This is a genomic window from Rhodobacter sp. CZR27 (assembly GCF_002407205.1).
Lineage (GTDB): Bacteria > Pseudomonadota > Alphaproteobacteria > Rhodobacterales > Rhodobacteraceae > Cereibacter_A.
In genome coordinates this window covers 2,766,140-2,788,838 of the sequence record NZ_CP023548.1, presented here as the reverse complement: position 1 = coordinate 2,788,838, position 22,699 = coordinate 2,766,140, and the positions used below count along the sequence as shown (strand labels likewise).

The 22,699-nt window shown below is 69.3% G+C and carries 21 protein-coding genes; 8 read left to right on the top strand and 13 right to left on the bottom strand.

Going from position 1 to position 22,699, the window contains the following annotated elements; translation table 11 throughout:
• The first annotated feature begins 64 nt into the window (after window positions 1-64).
• From uraH to CK951_RS13565, 4 genes are all read left to right on the top strand, one after another.
• Window positions 65-403, top strand: coding sequence for a hydroxyisourate hydrolase (gene uraH / locus CK951_RS13580; protein ID WP_096786657.1), 339 nt, complete (start codon window positions 65-67; stop codon window positions 401-403).
• Window positions 404-628: 225 nt separating this feature from the next.
• Entirely contained in the window at window positions 629-784 is a 156-nt protein-coding gene (locus tag CK951_RS13575) for a light-harvesting protein (protein ID WP_096786656.1), read from the top strand.
• A gap of 13 nt (window positions 785-797) precedes the next feature.
• Window positions 798-1,586, top strand: coding sequence for a light-harvesting protein (locus CK951_RS13570; RefSeq protein WP_096786655.1), 789 nt, complete (start codon window positions 798-800; stop codon window positions 1,584-1,586).
• A gap of 156 nt (window positions 1,587-1,742) precedes the next feature.
• Complete coding sequence (locus CK951_RS13565; RefSeq protein ID WP_096786654.1) at window positions 1,743-2,957, top strand: NADP-dependent isocitrate dehydrogenase; 1,215 nt, start codon at window positions 1,743-1,745, stop codon at window positions 2,955-2,957.
• 150 nt (window positions 2,958-3,107) lie between these two features.
• Here the strand turns inward: CK951_RS13565 and CK951_RS13560 are convergent, their stop codons facing one another.
• The 5 genes from CK951_RS13560 to CK951_RS13540 all read right to left on the bottom strand — a co-directional run bounded on the left by CK951_RS13560 (window position 3,108) and on the right by CK951_RS13540 (window position 9,587).
• Window positions 3,108-4,082 carry a 2-dehydropantoate 2-reductase gene (locus CK951_RS13560; protein ID WP_096786653.1) on the bottom strand — a complete coding sequence of 325 codons (975 nt, stop codon included), beginning with the start codon at window positions 4,080-4,082 and terminating at the stop codon, window positions 3,108-3,110.
• Window position 4,083: 1 nt separating this feature from the next.
• Window positions 4,084-5,619, bottom strand: a complete 1,536-nt coding sequence (locus CK951_RS13555) for an acyl--CoA ligase (RefSeq protein WP_096786652.1) — start codon at window positions 5,617-5,619, stop codon at window positions 4,084-4,086.
• Between the two features lie 268 nt (window positions 5,620-5,887).
• Window positions 5,888-6,871 (bottom strand): LLM class flavin-dependent oxidoreductase, encoded by a 984-nt coding sequence (locus CK951_RS13550; RefSeq protein ID WP_096786651.1) that lies wholly within the window; start codon window positions 6,869-6,871, stop codon window positions 5,888-5,890.
• 57 nt (window positions 6,872-6,928) lie between these two features.
• A complete protein-coding gene (locus tag CK951_RS13545) occupies window positions 6,929-8,113 on the bottom strand; it encodes an AI-2E family transporter (protein ID WP_096786650.1) in 1,185 nt (394 codons plus the stop codon).
• A gap of 121 nt (window positions 8,114-8,234) precedes the next feature.
• The gene (locus CK951_RS13540; RefSeq protein ID WP_096786649.1) at window positions 8,235-9,587 is read right to left on the bottom strand and encodes a BLUF domain-containing protein; all 1,353 of its coding nucleotides are present in this window, start codon (window positions 9,585-9,587) and stop codon (window positions 8,235-8,237) included.
• 463 nt (window positions 9,588-10,050) lie between these two features.
• Between CK951_RS13540 and CK951_RS13535 the strand changes: the two genes are divergently transcribed.
• The gene (locus CK951_RS13535; RefSeq protein WP_096786648.1) at window positions 10,051-10,740 is read left to right on the top strand and encodes a CbiX/SirB N-terminal domain-containing protein; all 690 of its coding nucleotides are present in this window, start codon (window positions 10,051-10,053) and stop codon (window positions 10,738-10,740) included.
• On the opposite strand, the gene CK951_RS13530 is transcribed toward CK951_RS13535, so the two are convergent.
• The 6 genes from CK951_RS13530 to CK951_RS13505 form a co-directional block, all read right to left on the bottom strand.
• The gene (locus tag CK951_RS13530) at window positions 10,737-13,307 is read right to left on the bottom strand and encodes an ATP-binding protein (protein ID WP_096786647.1); all 2,571 of its coding nucleotides are present in this window, start codon (window positions 13,305-13,307) and stop codon (window positions 10,737-10,739) included. The genes CK951_RS13535 and CK951_RS13530 overlap by 4 nt on opposite strands.
• Window positions 13,308-13,368: 61 nt before the next feature.
• Entirely contained in the window at window positions 13,369-14,763 is a 1,395-nt protein-coding gene (locus tag CK951_RS13525) for a glutamine synthetase family protein (RefSeq protein ID WP_096786646.1), read from the bottom strand.
• Window positions 14,764-14,771: 8 nt separating this feature from the next.
• Window positions 14,772-16,115 carry an aspartate aminotransferase family protein gene (locus CK951_RS13520; RefSeq protein WP_394341569.1) on the bottom strand — a complete coding sequence of 448 codons (1,344 nt, stop codon included), beginning with the start codon at window positions 16,113-16,115 and terminating at the stop codon, window positions 14,772-14,774.
• A gap of 104 nt (window positions 16,116-16,219) precedes the next feature.
• A complete protein-coding gene (locus tag CK951_RS13515; protein WP_096786644.1) occupies window positions 16,220-17,302 on the bottom strand; it encodes a 5-(carboxyamino)imidazole ribonucleotide synthase in 1,083 nt (360 codons plus the stop codon).
• Window positions 17,295-17,780: a 5-(carboxyamino)imidazole ribonucleotide mutase gene (gene purE / locus CK951_RS13510; RefSeq protein WP_096786643.1), complete on the bottom strand. Its 486-nt coding sequence runs from the start codon at window positions 17,778-17,780 to the stop codon at window positions 17,295-17,297. The genes CK951_RS13515 and purE overlap by 8 nt, the downstream gene beginning before the upstream one ends.
• 116 nt (window positions 17,781-17,896) lie before the next feature.
• Window positions 17,897-18,115: a YdcH family protein gene (locus tag CK951_RS13505; RefSeq protein WP_096786642.1), complete on the bottom strand. Its 219-nt coding sequence runs from the start codon at window positions 18,113-18,115 to the stop codon at window positions 17,897-17,899.
• 276 nt (window positions 18,116-18,391) lie between these two features.
• On the opposite strand from CK951_RS13505, the gene CK951_RS13500 reads away from it, so the two are divergent.
• From CK951_RS13500 to CK951_RS13490, 3 genes are all read left to right on the top strand, one after another.
• Window positions 18,392-18,832, top strand: a complete 441-nt coding sequence (locus tag CK951_RS13500; RefSeq protein WP_096786641.1) for an Hsp20 family protein — start codon at window positions 18,392-18,394, stop codon at window positions 18,830-18,832.
• Window positions 18,829-19,065: a DUF1150 family protein gene (locus CK951_RS13495; protein ID WP_096786640.1), complete on the top strand. Its 237-nt coding sequence runs from the start codon at window positions 18,829-18,831 to the stop codon at window positions 19,063-19,065. Before CK951_RS13500 ends, CK951_RS13495 begins: the two co-directional genes overlap by 4 nt.
• A 241-nt stretch (window positions 19,066-19,306) precedes the next feature.
• Window positions 19,307-19,783 (top strand): cytochrome b, encoded by a 477-nt coding sequence (locus CK951_RS13490; protein WP_096786639.1) that lies wholly within the window; start codon window positions 19,307-19,309, stop codon window positions 19,781-19,783.
• A 54-nt stretch (window positions 19,784-19,837) separates the two neighbouring features.
• Here the strand turns inward: CK951_RS13490 and CK951_RS13485 are convergent, their stop codons facing one another.
• Complete coding sequence (locus CK951_RS13485; protein ID WP_096786638.1) at window positions 19,838-21,544, bottom strand: bifunctional sulfate adenylyltransferase/adenylylsulfate kinase; 1,707 nt, start codon at window positions 21,542-21,544, stop codon at window positions 19,838-19,840.
• Between the two features lie 188 nt (window positions 21,545-21,732).
• Window positions 21,733-22,689 carry a thioredoxin-disulfide reductase gene (trxB, locus tag CK951_RS13480; protein WP_198402354.1) on the bottom strand — a complete coding sequence of 319 codons (957 nt, stop codon included), beginning with the start codon at window positions 22,687-22,689 and terminating at the stop codon, window positions 21,733-21,735.
• Window positions 22,690-22,699: the final 10 nt, after the last annotated feature.

Here is a 22,699-nt window from a genome sequence, read left to right as displayed (position 1 = left end):
CGTCGCTGTCGCATCCGCCCGCGAAAGGCCGCAATCTGGACCCGCCAATGGAACGGAGGACCGGATGGGACGGCTGACGACGCATGTGCTGGATACCGCGCGGGGCAGGCCTGCGGAGGGGATCGGGATCACCCTCACGCGCGAGGGGAGGCGGCTTGCAGAGGCCGTGACGAATGCCGATGGACGGACCGACGCGCCGCTGCTCTCGGGAGTGCTGGAGCCGGGCAGCTACGAGTTGCTCTTCTCGGCGGGTGCCTATCTGCGCGCGAGCGGGCAGGTGCCGGACGGGGTGCCCTTCCTCGACGAGATCCCGATCCGCTTCGGCATCGCCGAGCCGGACGCACATTATCACGTGCCGCTTCTGCTCTCGCCGTTCGGCTATTCGACCTACCGGGGAAGCTGAGGCTTCGGGGCAAGCGTCGGCAATAAGTCGCACCCGATCAGGGGGGTGTCTGCTCAGGTTGACATTGCGAATGTCAGGGAATCGTTACAGGGTCGTGGTGTTGAGAATTCGGTAAGGGCACCGGGCGGCAAGTGGCGAACACCCAAAGCCAGCGGGATCTGCCGTTTTCGAAAGCCAGCGTGCAGGCCCTACACGCATCGAGGAAGCACATTCGGGAGAGTACAAGTGACCGATGATCCGAAAAAAGTCTGGCCGAGCGGCCTGACGATCGCCGAGGCGGAAGAGGTGCAGAAGCAGCTCATCCTGGGCACGCGCGTGTTCGGCGGCATGGCGCTGATCGCGCATTTCCTGGCGGCGGCGGCGACGCCGTGGCTCGGCTGAGGGAGAGGTAAAGATGAACAACGCTAAGATGTGGCTGACGGTCAACCCGAACGTCGGCATTCCGCTGCTGCTGGGCACCGTCGCGGTCAGCTCGTTCGCCGTGCACGCGGCCGTCCTGAACACGACCCCGTGGCTGGGCGACTACTACCAGGGTTCGGCTCCGAAGCCGGTCGTGGCCGCTCCGGCGGAAGAAGTCGTCGCCCCGGCTGCTGAAGCTGCTCCGGCTGCTGAAGCTGCTCCGGCTGCTGAAGCTGCTCCGGCTGCTGAAGCTGCTCCGGCCGCTGAAGCTGCTCCGGCTGCTGAAGCTGCTCCGGCCGCTGAAGCTGCTCCGGCTGCTGAAGCTGCTCCGGCTGCTGAAGCCGCGCCGGCTGCTGAAGCCGCGCCGGCTGCTGAAGCTGCTCCGGCTGCTGAAGCTGCTCCGGCTGCTGAAGCTGCTCCGGCTGCTGAAGCTGCTCCGGCCGCTGAAGCCGCTCCGGCCGCTGAAGCTGCTCCGGCCGCTGAAGCCGCTCCGGCTGCTGAAGCTGCCCCGGCTGCTGAAGCCGCGCCGGCCGCTGAAGCTGCTCCGGCCGCTGAAGTCGCTGCCGCTCCGGCTGCGGAAGCTCCGGCTGCTGAAGTCGCTGCCGCCCCGGCCGCCATGTCGCTGGTCGACATCGCTGCCAAGCTGAACGCGCTCGGCTACTCGGTGCAGTCGGTGTCGAAGACCGAAACCGGCTATGTCGTGAACATGACCGACGCGAACGGCATGCCGGTCGCGGCGACGCTGGACCCGGTCACCGGCCTGCCGGTCGTGGCCGCGCAATAAGCGCAGTCCCCTCGATCACAGGAAAGGCCGCCCGAGAGGGCGGCCTTTTCCATGGCGGCAATCTGGCACCCTGTATACCGCCGCATACCGCCCTTTCCCTCTGCCGGCTTTTCGGCTAAGCCGGGCGGGACTCATCCAACACCGGGAGGCTCTTCCATGTCGAAGATCAAGGTCGCGAACCCCGTCGTCGAACTCGACGGCGACGAGATGACCCGCATCATCTGGGACTTCATCAAGCAGAAGCTGATCCTGCCCTATCTCGACATCGACCTGCATTACTACGACCTCGGCATCGAGGAGCGCGACCGCACCGAGGATCAGATCACCATCGACGCGGCCAATGCGATCAAGCAGTACGGCGTCGGCGTGAAATGCGCGACCATCACCCCCGACGAGGCCCGGGTCGAGGAATTCGGCCTGAAGCAGATGTGGAAGTCGCCCAACGGCACGATCCGCAACATCCTGGGCGGCGTGATCTTCCGCCAGCCGATCATCTGCCGGAACGTGCCGCGCCTCGTGCCGGGCTGGACGAAGCCGATCGTCGTCGGCCGCCACGCCTTCGGCGACCAGTATCGCGCGACCGACTTCCGTTTCCCCGGCAAGGGCAAGCTCACGCTCAAGTTCGTGGGCGAGGACGGCACGGTGATCGAGCGCGAGGTCTTCGACGCGCCCGGCGCGGGCGTGACCATGGCGATGTACAACCTCGACGAGTCGATCCTCGACTTCGCGCGGGCCTCGATGAACTACGGGCTCAACCTCGGCTGGCCGGTCTATCTGTCGACCAAGAACACCATTCTCAAGGCCTATGACGGGCGCTTCAAGGACCTGTTCCAGAAGGTCTATGACGAGGAATTCGCCGACAAGTTCAAGGCGGCCGGGATCCATTACGAGCATCGCCTCATCGACGACATGGTGGCCTCGGCGCTGAAATGGTCGGGCGGCTATGTCTGGGCCTGCAAGAACTACGACGGCGACGTGCAGTCCGACACGGTGGCGCAGGGCTTCGGCTCGCTCGGGCTGATGACGAGCGTCCTGATGACGCCGGACGGCAAGACGGTCGAGGCCGAGGCCGCGCATGGCACCGTGACGCGGCACTACCGCCAGCACCAGGCCGGCAAGGAGACCTCGACCAACTCGATCGCCTCGATCTTCGCCTGGACGGGCGGCCTCAAGCACCGCGCGAAGCTGGACGACAACGCGGAACTGATGCGCTTCGCCGAGACGCTGGAGCGCGTGACGGTGCAGGCGGTCGAGGACGGCCACATGACCAAGGACCTCGCGCTGCTGGTCGGTCCCGACCAGAAGTGGCTGACGACCATGGGCTATCTGGAAAAGGTCGACGAATACCTCGACCGCGCCCTCGGCGCCTGAGCCGTAACGGGCAGGGGAGGCATGCCTCCCCGCGGTCACGTCCTCGGAGCGGTCGATGCGCCCGGCCCGAGGAGGACCTCCCCACGGCCTCGGGGGGGCCGGGGCGGACCCGGAGGTTGCGGCTGATATGCCTTCCCGGCGCTCCTGGCCTCAGGTCAGCCCGGCGACCTTCGCCCGCAGCCGGACCAGCGCCAGGACCGTGTCGACCGTCGGGGTGGGCACGTCCACCAGCCGCCCGAGTTCGGCGACCGAGCCCACCAGCGCCTCGATCTCCATCGGGCGGCCGGCCTCCAGATCCTGCAGCATCGAGGTGCGGTGCGCGCCCACTGCCGCGCCGCCCTCGATCCGCCGGTCCACGTCGATCGGAAACTTCACCCCGAGCCGCTCGGCGATTGCCTGGGCCTCCAGCATCATCGCCCGCGCCACGGCCCGCGTGCCCGGATCGGTGCAGAGCACGTCAAGCGTCGCATGGGTCAGCGCCGAGATCGGGTTGAACGACAGGTTGCCCCAGAGCTTGACCCAGATCTCGTCGCGCAGCCGCGGCCGGACCGGCGCCTTCAGTCCGGCAGCCGACAGCGCCTCGGCCAGACGCACCACCCGGCCCGACTTCTCGCCCGAGGGCTCGCCCAGCGAGAAGCGGTTGCCCTCGATATGTCGCACCACACCCGGCTCCGCGACCTCGGCTGCGGGATAGACCACACAGCCCAGCACGCGCTCGGGCCCGAGACCCTGCCACTGCGCGCCGCCGGGGTCGACGCTCTGCAGCCGCGTGCCCTCCAGCGGGCCGCCATGGTGGTGGAAATACCACCACGGCAGGCCGTTCACGCCCCAGACCAGCGCGCCGCTCTCGCCCAGCAGCCCGGCCAGCTGCGGCACCACCGCGGGCACGGAATGCGCCTTGAGCGTCACGATCACGTAGTCCTGCGGTCCAAGCTCCGCGGGATCGGCCGCGGCGCGCACGGCGACGGTGCGGCGCTCGCCCTCCTCGATCAGGGTCAGGCCGTTCGCCCGGATCGCCGCGAGATGCGGCCCGCGGGCGACCAGCGCCACCTCGGCCCCGGCAAGTGCGAGCTTCGCCCCCAGAAAGCCGCCGATGGCCCCGGCGCCGAAGATGCAGATCCGCATGTCAGGCCGGACTCACGAGGCCCAGCTTTTCGGCGAGGCCGATGCGCTGCAGCTTGCCGGTGGCGCCCTTGGGGATCTCGTCGACAAGGATCACCCGGCGCGGAACCTTGAAGTCCGCCAGCCGCGCGGCGCAGAAGGCGCGGATCGAGGCCTCGTCGGCCTCCATCCCCTCGCGCAGGACCACCGCCGCGGCCACGTCCTCGCCCAGCTTCGGATGCGGCAGGGCGAAGGTGACGACCTGAAGGATCGCCGGATGATCCATCAGCACGCCATCGACCTCGAGCGGAGAGATCTTCTCGCCGCCGCGGTTGATGATTTCCTTCAGCCGGCCCGAGATGGTCAGGTAGCCTTCAGCGTCGAAGCTGCCCTGATCGCCGGTCCGGAACCAGCGGTGCCCCTCGGCCTCGAAGAAGCTCGCGGCATTGGCGGCGTCGTTGGCCTCGTAGCCGGGCGTGACGTTCGGGCCGGAGATCACGACCTCGCCGGTCCCGTCCACCAGCCAGTTTCCCGTTTCCGAGGCGATGCGCACCAGCGGTCCGGCCGCCACCCCGACGGAACCCGGCTTCTGCGCCTGCGGCGGCAGCGGGTTCGAGGTCATCTGGTGGGCGGCCTCGGTCATGCCATAGGCCTCGATCACCGGGGCGCGGAAGGTTTTGGACAGGGCCTGCATCACCTGTGCCGGCAGCGAGGCCGAGGACGAGCGGATGAAGCGCAGCGGCACGCGCTCGATGATCTCGGCGTTGCGGGCGGCGCGCGACAGGATCGCCTGGTGCATGGTCGGAACGGCGGTGTACCAGGTGGGCCGGGCCGCTTCCATCCAGCCGAAGAACCGCAGGCCGTCGAAGCCCGGTGCGCACCAGACCGAGGCGCCCGCCGCAAGGCTGGCCGAGACCGCCGCCAAAAGGCCGTGGATGTGGAACAGCGGCATCATGTTCAGGCAGCGGTCGTGCGGCGTCAGCGCCAGCGAGGTCGAGATGTGATGCGCCGAGGCGGCAAGGTTGGTGTGCAAGAGCGGCACGATCTTCGGCCGCGAGGTCGTGCCCGAGGTGTGCAGGATCAGTGCGACGTCGCGCGGCCGCACCGAGGATCGGTCGGGCTCCGTCGGAGCCACCGACTCTGCCCGCAGGGTGAAGCTGCCGGCCGGATCGGCGGCGTCGTGACCCAGTCGCAGCACCGCCAGCCCGAGGCGGTTGGCGGCGGTCAGCGCCGGCCCGTCATAGCCTTCGGCCAGGACGATGGCGCGGGCCTGCAGGTCCGAAAGGTAGAACTCGAACTCCTCGAGCCGGTAGGCCGGGTTCAGCGGGGCCGTCACCGCGCCCTGGGCGACGGCGACGAAGGCGGTCGCCATCTCCGGCCCGTTCGGCAGCACGATCGCCACCCGGTCGCCGCGGCCGATCCCGGCCGCGTGCAGTGCGTTGATCGTGTGGCCGACGAGGTCGCGCAACCCGGCATAGGTCAGCCAGGGCCGGTCCGGGGCACCGACGGCAAGGCCGTCGTTCCGGTGGAAGGCAAAGAGGTCTGACAGGGTTGCGGACATGGATCTGTTCCTTCGACAGTCGCGGGGCTTGCATCGCCCTCTCCGCCCCATGTCGCGCCGCAATTGCGGCGGGGTCAAGGGAGCATCCTCGCCGCAGGGCAGCAAGGCCGGACGGCCATGCCCGAGGGCCGGCGACCCCGCCGTGCCGGCGGCCCCGGGATCCCGCGGATCGGCCGGACTGTCCGGGTCTTGCACCCATCCGGCAGGGGTCCACCGGTCGCGGCCGGCTTCCCGACCGGAGGCGCGGCAGGGGCCCACCCGAGGCCGGCTAGAGATCGGCCAGCACCTCGGCGGCGATGGTGAACGAGCGCTTGCGCGCCTCGGGATCATGGATCTGGCCGGTGAGGATGAGTTCGTCCGGCTGGTGTCGCTCCACCAGCGCGCGGAGTTCCCGCCGCACGGTGCCGGGGCCGCCGGTCGCCGACACCGCCAGCGCCTGATCGACGACGCGCCGCATCTCGGGCTCGATGTGTTGCGCGATGTCCTCGACGGGCCGTGGCAGCCGCCCGGGACGGCCGCTTCGAAGGCTTGCAAAGGCAAGCTGCGCCGAACTCTTGAGGAAGATCCCCTCGGCGTCGTCGGCGCCGGCGAAGACGTTCACCGCCAGCATGAAGTGCGGCCGGTCCAGCGTCGAGGAGGGACGGAAGTTCTGGCGGTAGACCTGCAACGCCGCCTCCAGTGCCGGAGGGGCGAAGTGCGAGGCGAAGGCGTATGGCAGGCCGAAATGGGCGGCAAGCTGCGCCCCGTAGAGGCTGGAACCGAGGATCCAGACCGGCACATGCGTTCCGGCGCCGGGTATGGCCAGAATCGCGCCGGGCTCCGGCTCGCCGAAGTGGCCGAGAAGCTCCAGCACGTCGGACGGAAAGTTGTCGGAGGCATCGAGGTTGCGGCGCAGGGCCTGCGCCGTCCGGGCGTCGGTGCCAGGTGCGCGGCCGATGCCCAGATCGATCCGGTTGGGATAGAGCGTGGCGAGCGTGCCGAACGCCTCGGCCACCATGAGAGGGGCGTGGTTCGGCAGCATGATCCCGCCGGCACCGACCCGGATGCGTGAGGTGTGTCCCGCGACGTGGCCGATCAGCACTGCCGTTGCGGCGCTGGCGATGCCGGGCATGGCATGGTGCTCGGCCAGCCAATAGCGGCGGAAGCCGAGCGCCTCGGCATGGCGGGCAAGCTCCACCATGTTGGCCAGCGCCTCGGCGACCGTGGCACCTTCAGACACCGGTGCGAGATCGAGCACGGAATGGGGTATCATGCGCGGTTCCTGTTCTGCTCCGGAATGGGCGCCCGGCGGCTGGCCGCCGGAACGCCCTCAGCCGGAGTCGCTTCGAAGCGCCATGCGCGCGGGGGGCGGGCTGTCGTGCGGCACCTGTGTTTCCTCGGCCTCCGACAGGTCGATCTCGCGCTGCCACTCGCGCCACATGGCCACCAGCAGCGCCATCAGGACCGGACCTACGAAAAGGCCGACGATCCCCATGGTCTCGATCCCGCCGACAAGGCCGAAAAAGGTGGGCAGGAACGGCAGCTTCACCGGCCCGCCGACCAGCACCGGACGGATGGTCTTGTCCACCACGAAAAGCTCGATCGTGCCCCAGAGGAAGAGCCCGAGCCCCGCCCAGGGCGAGCCGCTGGCGGCCAGATAGGACGAGACTGCCACGACGCAGAACGGCGCGCCCCCCGGCACCAGCGCCATGAAGCCGGTGATCACGCCCAGCGTCACCGGAGAGGCCATGCCGGCGATCCAGTAGGCAGTGCCCAGCACGACGCCCTCGCCCATCGCGATCAGCGTCATGCCGGTCACGGTGGAACTGATCGTGGCGGGCACCACGCGCGAGATGCGGTCCCAGCGCTCGGGCAGGATGCGCGAGCCTGCGCGGTCCACCTGCGCGGTGATGCGCTCGCCATCGCGGTAGAAGATGAAGAGCGCGATCAGCATGAAGAGCAGCGTCAGCGCGAGATGGAAGGCGAGGGTGCCGGCCGTCAGGATGCCGCGCGAGATGGTGCCGATGTTGGCGCCCGAGACAAGCTGCACCAGCTCGCTGATCGCGCCGGGCTCGCCGATGTAGTCGCGCCATTGCTCGGCGAACCAGTCGCCGACATGGGGCAGGGTGGCCAGCCACTGCGGCGGCGGCGCGCCCACGCTGTTGGTGTTGATCGCCCAGCCGATCCAGACCTGCAACTCGCCGAAGGCATAGACCAGCGCCATCATCACCGGGATGACGAGGAAGCCCACGATCATCACGACCAGCAGCGCCCCGGCGACGCCCCGGCTGATGTGCAGCCCGTGTTCAAGCCGCAGGAGCAGCGGCCAGCTGGCGAAGGCGATGATCAGGGCCGCCAGCACCGGCACAAGGAAGCCATGAAAGAAATAGGCCGAGGCTGCGAGCACCAGAAGCAGCAGCCAGCGGGCGGCCGAAATGTCGGTGATGAGTGGTTTCCGCGAGCGTCTGGACTGGTATCGCTCGACGGCAAGCCTGTCGGATCTGGTCTCGTTCATCGGCGGTCCGGCCGTGCCTCCCCCTTGCAGCGGCCGGCGGGCCGCCTCGCCCCTATTTAAGCGAACATCCGCGAGATGCACCCGCGCCTTGGGAGTTTCGGACGAAAAAAAGAATGTTTCCCTATGCGCTCCGGCGCCGGTCCTGACGGGCCGACATCCGGCTGAGAACGCTTGGCATCACGTTCGCCAGCAGGAAGTCCGAGTTGATGCGCTTGTCGCAGCACTGCATGCTCGGCATCCGGCAGGCCCGCATCGAGCAGCAGTCGGCATTCTGGGGGCAGGCGACGCGCGCGACGCAGCCGGCAAGGTCGGAGAGGTGGCGGAACCCGGCGTCGGCGCCGGCCTCGCGCAGCATGGACGGGGTCATCCGGCCCAGCCGCCCGCCCACGAGGATGCGTTGCGCCGGCAGATCCGCCTCGGCCCGCACGTCCGCGATCAGGCGGAAGATGTCGCCGTCGTGGTCGGTGTCTTCCAGAAGGCTCGGCGCGATCACGAGGGTTGCCGTCCGCGTCACCTTCAGGCGGTCGAGCAGTTCCCGGCTGCTTTCCGGATGGATCACCGAGGTGGACCAGCCGGCGGCGCGCAGCATCTCGCCGGCAATAGCCGCCTCGAGAATCGGTTTCCGGCCCGGCGCGGCGGTCACGGTCACGGCGCCGTGGCTCTTCTGCGGATCGGGCAGGTGATGGATGCGGCGCAGCACCATCTGCAGCGCCGAGGCGGCCAGCGTGACCTGCAGCGCCGAGATCCGGTCTTCGGCCAGCTGGCGCCGCATCCGCTCGGCGCAGGTCTCGTAGAGCTGCGCGAAGTCGCTGGCGGCGGGCGCATGGGCGCGCAGCAGCGACTCGATGTCGGAGAGGCGGGAGAGGGGGTTGGCCAGCAGCATGTCCGCGAGCCGCGCCGAAACCTCGGCCCGCGCCTCGCGCTGGGCCGCGCGGCCGCGCATCGAGAAGATCGCGAGGGTCCGCCCGTCGGAGTCGGGGTCGCGCGCAAGGCCGCGGGCGGCGCAGACATCGGCCAGGAAGCGGCGCAGGGCCAGGATGCGGTCGATGGCGAGGATGTTGGTGTCATCCGGCAGCAGGCTGCGGCCCACCGTCACGACATTCTCGCAGCCGGCGAGCCCGAGGAAGCGGCTGTCCGTCTCCGGACAGGACAGCTGCATGTGCCAGTCGGCAAAGCGGCGCTCGGTGATCGGTTCGTGCGACAGGATCTCGACATGGTGGTGGCGGTTGTCGCGGCCGATGTAGCCCATGATGCCCGCCACGGCATCCGCCGGCCCCTCGAGCCACTGCAGGAAATGGCCGCCCGCGAACAGCAGCGCGCCGGTGATCTGCATCTCGGCGTTCCTCACCTGCGAGGCCTCGACGATGTCGAGAACGTCGCGCACGGTCAGGTCGGGGGCAGCAATGCTGCGGTAACAGCAAGAGATCAGTTCCGAGCCCGCCATCGCGACGTCCGCCTTGAGTTCTTTTGCCATCCCTCGCCCCTTAATGACGTGCAGGTGCAGAAACAAGTTTGCCGAAGGCGCGACCCCGCACCTGCGACAATCGGTCTTCCCTTGTGCCTGCTGCTCCCCGAGCGTTCCCTTCCCGCGAAGGCGTGCCTTCACGGCGACCGGCAGCCGGAACAGGCGTCCCGGCGGTCCGTCAGCGGCCGCGTCCCGCGACCGATCCTTGATGTTGCAGGAGCGCGGCGCCGCCATGGCACCTTGCGCCGTTCCGAAAGGAACCCGCCAAACTCGCACCACGCCCGCCAGCATCGGATCGGGCCCGGATCGAGTCAAGGATCGGGCAGGGGGGTGCGTCAACATATACCGCAGATGGATCGTTTGCCGCTCTGCGCCCCGAGCGACGTCCTGCCCGGGAAGTGATCGGCCCGGCCTTGCACCGCCGGCCGGAATGGCCCCCAATCGCCCGGATGCGCGGCAGGGAGGAAGCGGGATGACGCAAGCGGCGAGGGTGGCGCTGATCGTGGCACATGGACAGCCGTCCGATCCCGGTCCGGCGGCAGCCGAGATCGCGGCGCTGGCCGGGAAGGTCGCGGCGCACCTGCCGGGATGGCACGTCGCCTCGGCGACCCTCGCCGAGCCGGAGGCCCTGGCCCGTGCGATTGCCTCGGCCGCGGCGCCGGGCATCGTCTATCCGCTGTTCATGGCGGGCGGCTGGTTCACCCGCAGCAACCTGCCGCGGCGCCTTTCGGCGGCCGGCGGCGCCGGCTGGCGCATCGCCGAGCCCTTCGGAACCGACCCCGCGGTTGCGGACCTCGTCGTCACCATGGCCCGCGAGGCGCTGGCCGAGGCGCCCGCCCCGGCGATCCTTCTGGCGGCGCATGGGTCGTTCCGCAGCCCGGCCCCGTCCGATGTCGCGCGTGCCATGGCCGATCGCCTGTCGCGAGACCTCGGGCTGCCCTGCGAGGCGGGCTTCATCGACCAGGAACCGACGATCTCCAGCGTGGCCCGCCGGATGCCCGGGGCGCTGTGCCTGCCGTTCTTCGCCGCGCGCGGCGGCCATGTGATCGACGACCTGCCGGCCGCACTGGAGGAGGGTGGCTTTGCCGGCCGCGTCCTGCAGCCGGTCGGGCTTGATCCGCGGGCACCGGCGCTGATGGCGCGGGCGATCCGCGCGCTCTAGACCTGCGCGGGCGGGAGCGGCGTGTCGTCGGCTTCCAAGCAGCGGCCTTCCTCGGCCAGCGCCGCCCGGGTGCGCTGCCAGAGGTCGGGAAGCGCCGCCAGATGCGCCGCCGTCGGACCCTCGCCGCGCAGCGCCTCGAGCAACTGGCGCAGGCGGCGGTGGAGCGGACCGGTGCCGAAGGTGCTGACGGCGCCCGCCATCTGGTGCGCCAGCCGCCGCACCTCCTCGGGCGCCGCAACGGGACCCAGAGCCTGCAGGCGGTCGAGGATGGCGTCCCCGTCCAGGATCATCTGCCGGATCAGGGCGGCCAGCGCAGGAGCGCTGATCTGGTTGCGAAGCTCGCGGATCTGTGCGGTGTCGATCGGCTGCTCGACCATGGGCAGGGCCGGCTCGGGCGGGCTGTGCAGCAGGCGCAGCAGGAGGTCGCGGCCGACAGGCTTCTCGACGCAGCCGTCGATGCCCGCGCGCTCCAGCGCCTCGGGGGCGGCGGCAAGGGAGTGGGCCGTCACGGCAAGGATGCGCGACCGCGCACTCGGGCCGCCGCCATCGCGGATCAGCCGCGCCACCTGCAGCCCGTCGAGTCCCGGCATCCCGATGTCGGTCAGCACCACGTCGAAGCGCCGGTCATTGGCGGCTGCCAGACCCTCCGGGCCGTTGCGGGCCGTCACGACGTGATGGCCCGCGCTTTCGAGGAAGGTCTGGGCGATGAAGCGGTTGATGTCGTTGTCCTCGATCAGCAGCACCGACAGCGCGTCCTGCGATGGCTCCGCTTCGGGCGCGCCTTGGGCGGGGGCGGCTTCCGGCCGCCTCAGCGGCAGGCGGACGGTGAAGCGGCTGCCGCTGCCCGGCGCGCTGGTCACCGAGATGTCGCCCCCCATGTTCCGCGCCAGCCGCCGCGCGATGCCAAGCCCGAGCCCCGTGCCGCCCGAGCGGCGGTCATAGCCTGCGTCGAGCGTCACGAAATCCTCGAAGATCCTTTCGTGATGCTCCACGGGGATGCCGATGCCCGTGTCGATGACCCGGATTTCGAGCATGTCGTCGATCGTCGCTGTCTCGACCAGGATCCGGCCGTTGCGGGTGAACTTCACCGCGTTCCCCAGCAGGTTCAGCAACACCTGCCGCAGCCGCGCGGGCTCTCCCCTCAGCAGGCCTATGGGGCCGGACCGGTCGATGCGGTCCAGCCGATTGCCGCTGCCTGCCGCCCAGCCGGCCTGGTTCGCGATGCAATCATCGAGCAGCCGGTCGAAGTCGAAGTCGGCCAGCTCCGCCTCGGAGGGCCGCGCCTCGGAGCGGGCGATGTCGAGGACCGAGTTGACATGGTCCAGCAGGATCTCGGCCGAGGCGCGCAGCACCGAGACCAGCTTGCGCTGGTGCGGGTCGAGCGGCGTCTGGGCGAGGAGTTCGATCGAGCCGGCAAGGCCGTTCAGGGGCGTGCGCATCTCGTGGCTCATCACGGCCAGGAAGCGGGCCTTCGCCTGTTCGCCGGCCAGCGCCCGGTCGCGCGCATCGGTCAGCTCAGCCTCCGCGCCGCGCCGTGCCGAGATGTCGCGCAGAAGCGCCACGATGATCTCCTCGCCGTCAAGCCTCGCGGCAGCCAGCGAGACCTCGACGGGAAAGCGCGATCCGTCGGCGTGGATCGCCTCGAGTTCCAGTCGCAGCGGCCCGTCGATGCGGGGGTCCGAGATGCGAAGCGCCTCGACCACCCGCGCCTTCTGCGCCTCCTTCACCTCGGCCGGAAACAGCATGTCCATCGCGTCGATCCCGCACAGCCGCTCGCGCGGATGGCCGAAGATCGCCAGCGTGGCCCGGTTGCAGTCGAGCACCCGGCCGTTCCAGTCGGTCACGAGGATCGCATCCGCGGAGGTGCGGAAGACCGCCTCGAGCCGCGCCCCGGCACGGCGGGCCGCATCCGCCTGCTCGCGCGAGCGCAGGTAAAGCCGCAGAAGTTGCAGCGAGCCGGCCGACAGCACCGCGACGAGGATGCCGGTCAGTGTCACCAGCCGCAGGAGCGAATTGCCGATGATCGCGCGGTTCCGGGCGTTCAGCTCCTCGTGGTCGGCGCGGGCCTGAAGCGAAAGGCGGGTGAGGGCGGCCTGAAGATCCGGCAGCGCCGCCGCGATCCATGGCGTCGCCTCGCGCACCGCATCGTCGTCGGCCGCCGTCAGCGGCGCCGCATCCTCGGCGAACAGGCGCAACTGGGCCAGTCCCTCGGCATAGGCCGGCGCCCACAGGACTTCGGCTTCGGCGAAGGCCGCGTTCAGGCGGTCGAGATCGGCGCCGATCCGGTCCAGAACCTCGCGGATCGCATCCGGGGTGCTGTCGGGGCCGGTCGCCAGTGCGGCGGAGAGCGTGACCAGGCCGTTCTCGAAAAGCACGAGTTCCCGCTCGACCGTCTCGGTCGGGGCGTAGTCGACGCCGAGGAACCGCTGCCGCGCGTCGAAGGCCAGGGCGATGATGGCGGTCGCCGAGGCGATCACGACAAGGACCGCCACAGGCAGCCGCAGCTTTCCCCAGATGGTGTCAGCGGCGCGCGACCGCTCTGTCTCGGTGTCGCGTTGCGGACCCATGTCGGCAGCCTAGAGCAGGCCGGCTCCGCAATCCAGCGCCGAGGCTGCGTGCGGCCGGGCGTCAGACCGTGTGAAGATAGAGGTCATAGTCCACGTCTGGGATCGTCCGCGCCACCCGGGCATATTCCGCCGCCTTGATTGCGGTGAAGGTGCGGTGCATGTCCGGCCCCAGCGCCTCGCGCAGGAAGGCCGAGTGCTGCGCCGCCAGGATCGCCGAGCGCCAGCAGGTCGGGATCGGTGGCGCGTCTTGAGCCTCGGCATAGCCGTTGCCGGTGGTTTCGGGGCCTGGGTCGATCTGCTGTTCCAGCCCGCGCCGGATGCCGGCAAGGACCGTCGCGGCCACCAGATAGGGGTTGGCGTCCACGCCCGCGGGGCGATGCTCGATCCGGCGGGCGCGCATGTCGCCCGCAGGGATCCGCAGCGCCACCGAGCGGTTGTTCACGCCCCAGGTCGGCGAGACGGGCGCGTAGCTCTGGCTGGCGAAGCGGCGCCACGAATTCGCGTGCGGGGCAAAGACCAGCATCGATTCGCCCATCGTCTCGCGCAGCCCGCCGAGCGCGTGGAGGATTGGGCGGGACCACTCGCCCTCCTTCTCCTCGACGAAGATGTTGCGCCCCTCGCGGTCGCACAGCGAGACATGCAGGTGCATGCCCGAGCCTGCGTAGCTTTCCACCGGCTTCGCCATGAAGCAGGCGGTCACGCCGTGCGCCCGCGCCTGCGCCCGCACGATCCGCTTCAGCCGCATCAGGTCATCGGCGGCCATCAGGATGTCGGTGCGGTAGTGCAGCGTCAGTTCATACTGGCCCGGCGCATATTCCGAGATCATCGTCTCGGCCTTGATCCCGGCCTTCGCGGCGCCCGCGTAGATGTCGGCAAACAGCGGCATCATCCCGTGCAGGTGATCGACGGAATAGACCTCGGTCTTGTGGCTCGCGCGGCCGTCCAGCACGTCGCGCGCGGGCCGCACGCGGCCGTCAGGCCCGCGGTCGTTGGCCAGCAGGAAGAACTCCAGCTCGAAGGCCGCAGAAGGATAAAGGCCCAGATCCGCCAGCGCCTTGACCTGCCGCTCAAGGGCATGGCGCGGGTCCGAGGTCATCGGATTGCCCTCGAGGTCATACATCGACATGAAGACCTCGCCGCGCGGCGGGTTGGTGCCGTGGAGCGGCACCAGTGTGCCGGGAATCGGCCAGGCGCGCAGGTCGCCGTCGCCCTGGTCCCAGATCAGCCCGGTCTCGTGCACGTCCTCGCCGCAGATGTCGAGGCCGAGGATCGAGATCGGCAGGTGCCGGCCTCCCTTGTAGAACGACAGAAGCTCGTGCCGGCGGATGATCTTGCCGCGGCCGATGCCGTTCGCATCGTGCAGGACGATGTCGAAGGCCTCGATCTCGGGATGGGCGGCGAGGAAGGCTTCGGCTTCGGCAAGGGTGGAGCCGGAGGGGCTGGGCTGGTCGGTCATCGTCAGGGTCACGCGAAAAGCTGGAACAGGATGTCGTCGAAGGCGGCGATCAGGCGGTCGATCTGGCGCTTCCGCGTCGCGGGGCTGACCAGCATCATGTTGTGGAACGGCGCGATCAGGCAGCCGCGGTTCAGCAGGCCGAGGTGGATGGCGGTCTCGAGTTGCGGATGGTGGGCAAGCGCCGCCTCGGCGCCGTTGCGGAGCGGGCCGGGGGCGCAGATGAACTCGACCCGGGCGCCGACGCGCACGACATGCCACGGCGCGCCGGATCGTGCGATGGCGCGGGAAAGGCCCTCGGCAAGACGGTCCGCCCTCCGCTCCATCCGCGCGTAATTGTCGGGCGTCATCACCTCGGCAAGGGTGGCGAGCAGGCAGGCGAACTGCATCGGATTGCCCGAGAGCGTGGTGCCCATGCCGGAGTGGCCAGCAGGCCGCGCGGCGTCGTATTCCGCGAAGCGATGCGCCACCTCGGGCGAGAGGCCCCAGACGGCGGTCGGCATCCCGCCCGCCACGCATTTGCCGATCACGAGGATGTCGGGCGACAGGCTGTGCACCCGCGCGTAGCCGCCTAGGCCGGACGAGATCGTGTGCGTCTCGTCGATGATCAGCAGCGTCCCGTGCCGGCGCGAGAGGGTGCGCAGCGCGTCGTGGAACCCGGCCTCGGGCAGGACCATGCAGGAGTTGGTCATGACCGGCTCGGTCAGGATGGCGGCGATCTCTCCGGTGGCCAGCGCCGCCTCGACGGCGGCCACGTCGTTGAACTCGACCGCGATGGCGGTCAGGCCAAGGTCCGCCACCTGCCCGACGAGGCCCGGCCGGGCGGCCGTGCGGCCGTCCCGCACCGTCACCATCGTCTCGTCCACAGTGCCGTGGTAGCAGCCGTTGAACACCAGCACCTTGGGACGGCCCGTCACCGCGCGGGCCACCCGCAGGGCGAAACGGTTGGCATCGGTGGCGGTGGTGGCGATCTGCCAGGCGAAGGCGCCGAAGCGCTCGGTCAGCAGCCGGCCGGCTTCCAGCGCGTCCTCGGTCGGCAGCATGCAGGTCAGGCCGCGCCGCGCCTGCCGCCGGATCGCCTTCGCGACCGGCACAGGAGAGTGCCCGAACATCGAGCCGGTGTCGCCGAGGCAGAAATCGTCGAGCCTGTGGCCATCGATGTCGGCGATGCGGGCGCCCTTCGCGCTGTCGACGACCATCGGGAAGGGAGTCGGCCAGTCCTTCATCCAGTGCATCGGCACGCCGCCGAGGAAGGCGTCGGCGCCCCGCTCCAGCGCCTGCCGCGTCCGGGGGCGCGCCTTCCAGTAGCGCGACCGTTCGCGCTTCGCGAAATCCTCGAGCCGGTCGACGGGCACGCCCGCGATCCCGGGCAGGGCAGGCCCGGGCGCGGCCGCGCTTGCACCGGGCAGGGCCGTCGCCTCGTCCGGCAGGGCTGGCTCCGGCGAGGGGCCGCCGGGGTTCATGCCCCGTCCACTGGTCGCAGGACGCGGTTCACATGGCCCATCTTGCGCCCCGGCCGGGCCTCGGCCTTGCCGTAGAGATGGATCGACGTGTGCTTCTCGAGCGCCAGCGCCGGAACGCGGGCGATGTCGTGGCCGATCAGGTTCTCCATCTCGACATCGGCAAAGCGCGAACCATCGCCCAGCGGCCAGCCCGCCACGGCGCGGATGTGCTGCTCGAACTGGTCCACCGCGCAGCCGTTCTGCGTCCAGTGGCCCGAGTTGTGCACGCGCGGCGCGATCTCGTTCACCAGCAGCTGCTCGGGCGTCACGAACAGCTCCACCCCCATCACGCCGACATAGTCGAGCGCATTCAGGATCCGTCCGGCCAGCAGCACTGCATCGGTGCGCTGTGCAGGCGTCAGCCGTGCCGGAACCGTCGTCGTGTGCAGGATGCCGGAGAGGTGCACGTTCTCGCCGGGCTCGTAGACCGAGACCGAGCCATCGAGCCCCCGCGCAGCGATTACCGAGACCTCGTGGCTGAAGCGGACGAAGCCCTCGACCACCGCGGCCTGGCCCTCCATGGCGGCGAAGGCCTCGGCCGCATCGTCGGGCTCCATGATCCGGGCCTGCCCCTTGCCGTCATAGCCGAGCCGGGTGGTCTTCAGGATCGCCGGCGTGCCGATGCCGTGCAACGCGGTCTCTAGGTCCTCGAGCGTGGTCACCGCGCGATAGGGCGCCACGGCAAGACCCAGCGAGGTCAGGAAGCCCTTTTCGTCCAGCCGGTCCTGGCTGATCGCCAGCGCGCGGCGGTTGGGGCGGATCGGCCGCTCGGCTTCCAGAAGGTCGAGCGCCGCGGTGGGGATGTTCTCGAACTCGTAGGTGATGACATCCACCGAGGCCGCGAAGGCGCGCAGTGCGGCCTCGTCGGAATAAGGGGCCGTTGTCACCCGATGCGCTACATCCCCTGCGGGCGGATGGGCGCCCGGCTCGAAGATGTGGGTGCGAAAGCCGAGCCGCGAGGCCGCGACGGCCAGCATCCGGCCAAGCTGGCCCCCGCCGAGGATGCCGATGGTGGCACCGGGATCGAGCCGGTCAGTCATCCGAGGGTTCCTCCGGGATCGAGGCCGAGAGCGCCGCGCGCCAGTCGTCGAGACGCTGGCCGAGCGCGGCGTCCGAAACCGCAAGGATCCCCGCCGCCATCAGCCCGGCATTGGCGGCGCCGGCCGCGCCAATCGCCATGGTCGCCACCGGAAAGCCCTTGGGCATCTGCACGATGGAATAGAGGCTGTCGACGCCCGACAGCGCCCGGGTCTGCACCGGCACGCCGATCACCGGCACCCGGGTCTTCGAGGCCATCATGCCCGGAAGATGCGCCGCCCCCCCGGCGCCGGCGATGATGACCTTCAGCCCGCGCTCCACTGCCGTCCTGCCGTAGCTCCACAGCCGGTCGGGCGTGCGGTGGGCCGAGACGATCTTCGTCTCGTAGGAGATGCCAAGCTCGTCGAGGATCGCCGCGGCCTCCTTCATCGTGGCCCAGTCCGACTGGCTGCCCATGATGATTCCAACGTCCACAGCCATTGCCGCACCCCCGCATTCCAGAGGCGCGCACTATAGCGGCGGCCCGGGCGGGGGCAAGCGGGGCACAGCGTCCGGGCGCCGTCAGGACGGCCGCCCGAACCTGCGGCGCCGACGCGTCAGGCGATGATGTCGGGGATCAGCTGATCCTCGATCTTCACGATCTGGTCCTTCAGCGACAGCTTCTGCTTCTTCAGCCGGCGCAGGGTCAACTGGTCGCCCCGTCCGCCGGCCTCGAGCGCATGGATCGCCTCGTCAAGATCGCGGTGCTCGCGTCGGAGCACCTCGAGCCGGATCCGCAGCATGTCTTCGAAGCTCATTTCGGGGGACGCATTCATGAGTTTGCCCTGCCGGATTGGTCGCCGGTTACGTTTTTGATGAGTCGCCGTGCGTCGAATATACAGATTGCAGGTGCCTGCGGGAAGAATCCTGCGCGACACGGATGTCGCGGCCAGACCAGACGCCGCGCGGCGCGGCCTGTGCGCCCGCCGCGGGGTCCGGCGCCGGCCGCCGCGCCGGCCTTGCGCGGTCTTCCGCAAGTGCCCATATTCACTTGGTGGAATGCCCGCCCGGGGTTCCGCCACTCTGTGTCGCTTCTGCAAGGACATGACGGAATGACCAAACTGAATTTCGGGGGCCACCCCTTCCTTCTGGGGTTCGAGCAGCTCGAGCGGCTGGTCGAGCGCACGGCCAAATCGGCGAGCGAGGGCTATCCGCCCTTCAACATCGAGGCCGTGGCCGAGAACGCCTACCGCATCACGCTGGCCGTTGCGGGCTTCCGCGAGGACGACATCGCCATCACCGTCGAGGATCGGCAGCTGGTGATCCGCGGCCGTCAGGCCGAGGACGTGGCCGAACGCGTGTTCCTTCACCGTGGCATTGCCGCCCGCGCCTTCCAGCGCAGCTTCGTGCTGGCCGAAGGCGTCGAGGTGGCCGGCGCGGCCATGGAACACGGGCTTCTGCACATCGACCTGCGGCGCCAGGTGCCCCAGGCGGTGGTGAAGACGATCCCGATCGGGCGCAGGCAGGTGATGCAGGAAGGAGCCGAGCAATGAATACTCCGTTCGATTTCCCCGAGAGCATGGGCAAGCTGGTCTACGTTCGACCCGTGCTGGTGACCGAGCTTCCCGAAGAGGTGCAGAACGACGTGCAGAACATGGCGCGCGGGCTGGACCGGATCTACGCGCTGCACGGCGCGAACGGCGAGCGCCTCGCGCTGGTGCGTGACCGCAAGCTCGCCTTCGTGCTGGCGCGGCAGAACGACCTCGCGCCGGTGAACGTGCACTGATCCCGCCGCGCCGCCCGCATCTCGCGGGCCGGTGCGGCATCGAGCAGGGCCGGACCGGCGCCCACCGTCCGGCCCGGCAGAGGGCGCCATCCCTGCCGTGACGCGGACGAGTGGCGCGCTCCGGGCGGTTCCGCGACATCTAGGCCTCTTCCGTTCGTGTCGGGCTGTGTCAGCCTTCTTGCCTCGGGTGACGGGTGCGACGCGTCCGGCCCGCTCAGGCCAGGCAAGTTCAGGTGAGGCGATGACGCAAGAACCGGGATACACCAAGCTCCAGATCTCCCTGCACTGGGCGATCGCGGGGCTCGTTCTGTTCAACTACATGTTCGGCGAGGTTATGGAGCGCGCCTATGACGCGGTGCTCCAGCAGGCGCAGCCGCCGGGCGTCGGACATTACCTGCACATCCTCGTGGGCGCGGCCGTGCTGCTCCTGACGCTGGTGCGGATCGGCGCTCGGTTCATCTCGGGCGCGCCCGAGAAGGGCACGACGCCCGGCGACAAGGTGGCCGCGGGGCTGCAGAGCGTGCTCTACCTGCTGACGCTGCTGGTTCCGGCGCTCGGGATGGCGACATGGGGCGGCGGGCAGACGTGGGCGGCCGCGCCGCATGTGATCGCCGCCAACGCGATCATGGTGCTGGCGCTGCTGCACGCGCTGTCGGCGCTGTTCCATCAGTATGTCCTGAAGGACCGGCTGCTGCTGCGCATGATGCGGCCGCGGTAAGGCGAGGGATAGCTTCGAAGGGGAAGGGGGCGCCGCTGGCGCCCCCTGTTCGTTTCAGGCCCGAATGAGGCCCATCTGCTCCAGCTTCAGGATCACCTGATGGGCGCAGTGGTCCACGTCCACGTTGGTGGTGTCGACCACAAGTTCTGCATTGGTCGGCGTCTCGTAGGGGTCCGAGATGCCGGTGAACTCCTTGATCTTGCCTTCGCGGGCGAGCTTGTAGAGTCCCTTGCGGTCGCGCTTCTCGCATTCCTCGATCGGGGTCGCGACATGGACCTCGATGAAGGCGCCGAAGGCCTCGATCATCTCGCGCACCGCGCGACGCGTCGCGGTATAGGGCGCGATCGGCGCGCAGATCGCGATGCCGCCGTTCTTAGAGATTTCCGAGGCGACGTAGCCGATCCGCTTGATGTTGATGTCGCGGTGCTCCTTCGAGAAGCCGAGTTCCGACGACAGGTGCTTGCGGACCACGTCGCCGTCGAGCAGCGTGACCGGACGGCCGCCCATCTCCATCAGCTTGACCATCAGCGCGTTGGCGATGGTGGACTTCCCCGAGCCGGAGAGGCCGGTGAAGAACACCGTGAAGCCCTGCTTGGCCCGCGCCGGCGAGGTGCGGCGGAGTTCCTGGACCACGTCGGGGAAGGAGAACCAGTCCGGGATCTCGATCCCTTCGCGCAGGCGGCGGCGCAGTTCGGTGCCCGAAATGTCGAGCACGGTCGAGCCTTCCGGCACCTCGTCCACGGGGAAGTACTGCGCCTTCTCCTGCACGTAGACCATCTGCTTGAAGTCGACCATCTCGATGCCGATCTCGGCCGCGTACTGCTTGAACAGTTCCTGCGCGTCGTAGGGACCGTAGAAGTCCTTGCCCTGGCTGTTCTTGCCCGGGCCCGCGTGGTCGCGGCCGACGATCATGTGCGTGCAGCCGTGGTTCTTGCGGATGATGCCGTGCCAGACCGCCTCGCGCGGGCCGGCCATGCGCATCGCAAGGTTCAGCAGGCTCATCGTCGTGGTCGAGGCCGGATACTGGTGCAGCACCGCCTCGTAGCAGCGCACGCGGGTGAAGTGGTCGATGTCGCCCGGCTTGGTCATCCCGACGACCGGGTGGATCAGCAGGTTCGCCTGCGCCTCGCGGGCGGCGCGGAACGTCAGTTCCTGGTGCGCGCGGTGCAGCGGGTTGCGGGTCTGGAAGGCCACGACACGGGTCCAGCCGACCTTGCGGAAGAAGGCGCGAAGCTCGTTCGGCGTGTCGCGGCGCATCTTGAAATCGTAGTGGACGGGCTGCTGGATGCCGGTGATCGGGCCGCCGAGGTAGACCTTGCCCGCGGTGTGGTGCAGGTAGTTCACCGCCGGATGGGCGAGGTCGTTCGCGCCGAAGACCTTCTCGGCCTCGCGGTCCTTGTTGGGCACCCACTTGTCGGTGACCGAGAGGATGGCGAGGATCACGCCCTCGGCGTCGCGCAGCGCGATGTCCTGCCCCGGCTCGACGGTCTCGGCGAACTTCTCGCTGACGTCGAGCGTGATCGGCATCGGCCAGAGGCGGCCGTCGGCGAGGCGCATGTTCTCGACCACGCCGTCATAGTCGGCCTCGGTCAGGAAGCCCTTGAGCGGGTGGAAGCCGCCGTTCATCAGAAGCTCGAGGTCACAGACCTGACGCTGGGTCAGGTCCCACGAGGGCAGGTTGCCGGCGTCGGCCTTCAGCTTCTGCGCGGAGTCGTAGGACACATAGAGTTCGGGAACGGGTGCGTGATTGGGAAGGGACATGAAGGGACCGCCTCTGAGGGGACAAGCACCGGGCTGACCCGGTTCGCGGGCGACTTATCCCGCCGGGGCCGAAGGATTCAAGCGCGGATCAGGGAAAAGGCCCCAGATAAGGCGGAAATGCCACCTGTTCGGCGCGGCGGCAAACGCCGGTCCGGCGCCGCCGCCGCGATGCGGAGGATATCTTTGCCTTACTCGGTCCCTGCGAGGAATCGTTCCGCATCGAGCGCGGCCATGCAGCCCATCCCGGCCGAGGTGACCGCCTGCCGATAGACATGGTCGGTCAGGTCGCCCGCCGCGAAGACGCCGGGGATCGAGGTGCGCGTGGTGCCGGGTTCCACCTTGACATAGCCGCCGTGGTGCAACTCCAGCTGGTCCTTGACGAGTTCGCTGGCCGGCGCGTGGCCGATCGCCACGAAGAAGCCGGCGCAGGGGATCTCCATCGTCTCGCCGGTCTGGACGTTCCTCGCGACGACCCCGGTCACGCCCAGCGGCGCCTCGGTGCCCAGCACCTCCTCGATCGTGTGGTTCCACACGACCTGGATCTTGGGGTTCTTGAACAGCCGGTCCTGCAGGATCTTCTCGGCCCGGAACGAGTCGCGGCGGTGGACCAGCGTCACCTTGCTGGCGAAGTTGGTCAGGAACAGCGCCTCCTCGACGGCGGTATTGCCGCCGCCCGCCACGACGACCTCCTTGCCGCGGTAGAAGAAGCCGTCGCAGGTCGCGCAGGCCGAGACGCCGAAGCCCTTGAATTTCTCCTCGGACGGCAGGCCCAGCCAGCGCGCCTGCGCGCCGGTCGCCAGGATCACCGCATCGGCCGTATAGGTCGTGCCGCTGTCGGCGTGGGCGGTGAAGGGCCGCTGCGACAGGTCGAGCGAGGCGATGTAGTCCGAGATCACCTCGGCTCCCATTGCCTTCGCGTGTTCTTCCATCCGCACCATGAGGTCGGGGCCCTGCACCTCGCTGTCGCCGGGCCAGTTCTCGACCTCGGTGGTGATGGTCAGCTGGCCGCCGGGCTGCAGGCCCTGGATCAGCAGCGGCTCGAGCATCGCCCTTGCGGAGTAGACCGCCGCCGTGTAGCCGGCCGGGCCGGACCCGATGATCAGAACCCTCGTGTGCCGCGTCTCGGACATGCTGTCGCCCCTCATGGTCTTTTTT

Excerpts from the sequence above, each read along its gene's own strand:
- uraH (WP_096786657.1), top strand. The coding sequence starts at position 65 with ATGGGACGGCTGACGACGCATGTGCTGGATACCGCGCGGGGCAGGCCT.
- CK951_RS13570 (WP_096786655.1), top strand. The coding sequence starts at position 798 with ATGAACAACGCTAAGATGTGGCTGACGGTCAACCCGAACGTCGGCATT.
- CK951_RS13565 (WP_096786654.1), top strand. The coding sequence starts at position 1,743 with ATGTCGAAGATCAAGGTCGCGAACCCCGTCGTCGAACTCGACGGCGAC.
- CK951_RS13560 (WP_096786653.1), bottom strand. The coding sequence starts at position 4,082 with ATGCGGATCTGCATCTTCGGCGCCGGGGCCATCGGCGGCTTTCTGGGG.
- CK951_RS13555 (WP_096786652.1), bottom strand. The coding sequence starts at position 5,619 with ATGTCCGCAACCCTGTCAGACCTCTTTGCCTTCCACCGGAACGACGGC.
- CK951_RS13550 (WP_096786651.1), bottom strand. The coding sequence starts at position 6,871 with ATGATACCCCATTCCGTGCTCGATCTCGCACCGGTGTCTGAAGGTGCC.
- CK951_RS13545 (WP_096786650.1), bottom strand. The coding sequence starts at position 8,113 with ATGAACGAGACCAGATCCGACAGGCTTGCCGTCGAGCGATACCAGTCC.
- CK951_RS13540 (WP_096786649.1), bottom strand. The coding sequence starts at position 9,587 with ATGGCAAAAGAACTCAAGGCGGACGTCGCGATGGCGGGCTCGGAACTG.
- CK951_RS13535 (WP_096786648.1), top strand. The coding sequence starts at position 10,051 with ATGACGCAAGCGGCGAGGGTGGCGCTGATCGTGGCACATGGACAGCCG.
- CK951_RS13530 (WP_096786647.1), bottom strand. The coding sequence starts at position 13,307 with ATGGGTCCGCAACGCGACACCGAGACAGAGCGGTCGCGCGCCGCTGAC.
- CK951_RS13525 (WP_096786646.1), bottom strand. The coding sequence starts at position 14,763 with ATGACCGACCAGCCCAGCCCCTCCGGCTCCACCCTTGCCGAAGCCGAA.
- CK951_RS13515 (WP_096786644.1), bottom strand. The coding sequence starts at position 17,302 with ATGACTGACCGGCTCGATCCCGGTGCCACCATCGGCATCCTCGGCGGG.
- purE (WP_096786643.1), bottom strand. The coding sequence starts at position 17,780 with ATGGCTGTGGACGTTGGAATCATCATGGGCAGCCAGTCGGACTGGGCC.
- CK951_RS13505 (WP_096786642.1), bottom strand. The coding sequence starts at position 18,115 with ATGAATGCGTCCCCCGAAATGAGCTTCGAAGACATGCTGCGGATCCGG.
- CK951_RS13500 (WP_096786641.1), top strand. The coding sequence starts at position 18,392 with ATGACCAAACTGAATTTCGGGGGCCACCCCTTCCTTCTGGGGTTCGAG.
- CK951_RS13495 (WP_096786640.1), top strand. The coding sequence starts at position 18,829 with ATGAATACTCCGTTCGATTTCCCCGAGAGCATGGGCAAGCTGGTCTAC.
- CK951_RS13490 (WP_096786639.1), top strand. The coding sequence starts at position 19,307 with ATGACGCAAGAACCGGGATACACCAAGCTCCAGATCTCCCTGCACTGG.
- CK951_RS13485 (WP_096786638.1), bottom strand. The coding sequence starts at position 21,544 with ATGTCCCTTCCCAATCACGCACCCGTTCCCGAACTCTATGTGTCCTAC.
- trxB (WP_198402354.1), bottom strand. The coding sequence starts at position 22,689 with ATGAGGGGCGACAGCATGTCCGAGACGCGGCACACGAGGGTTCTGATC.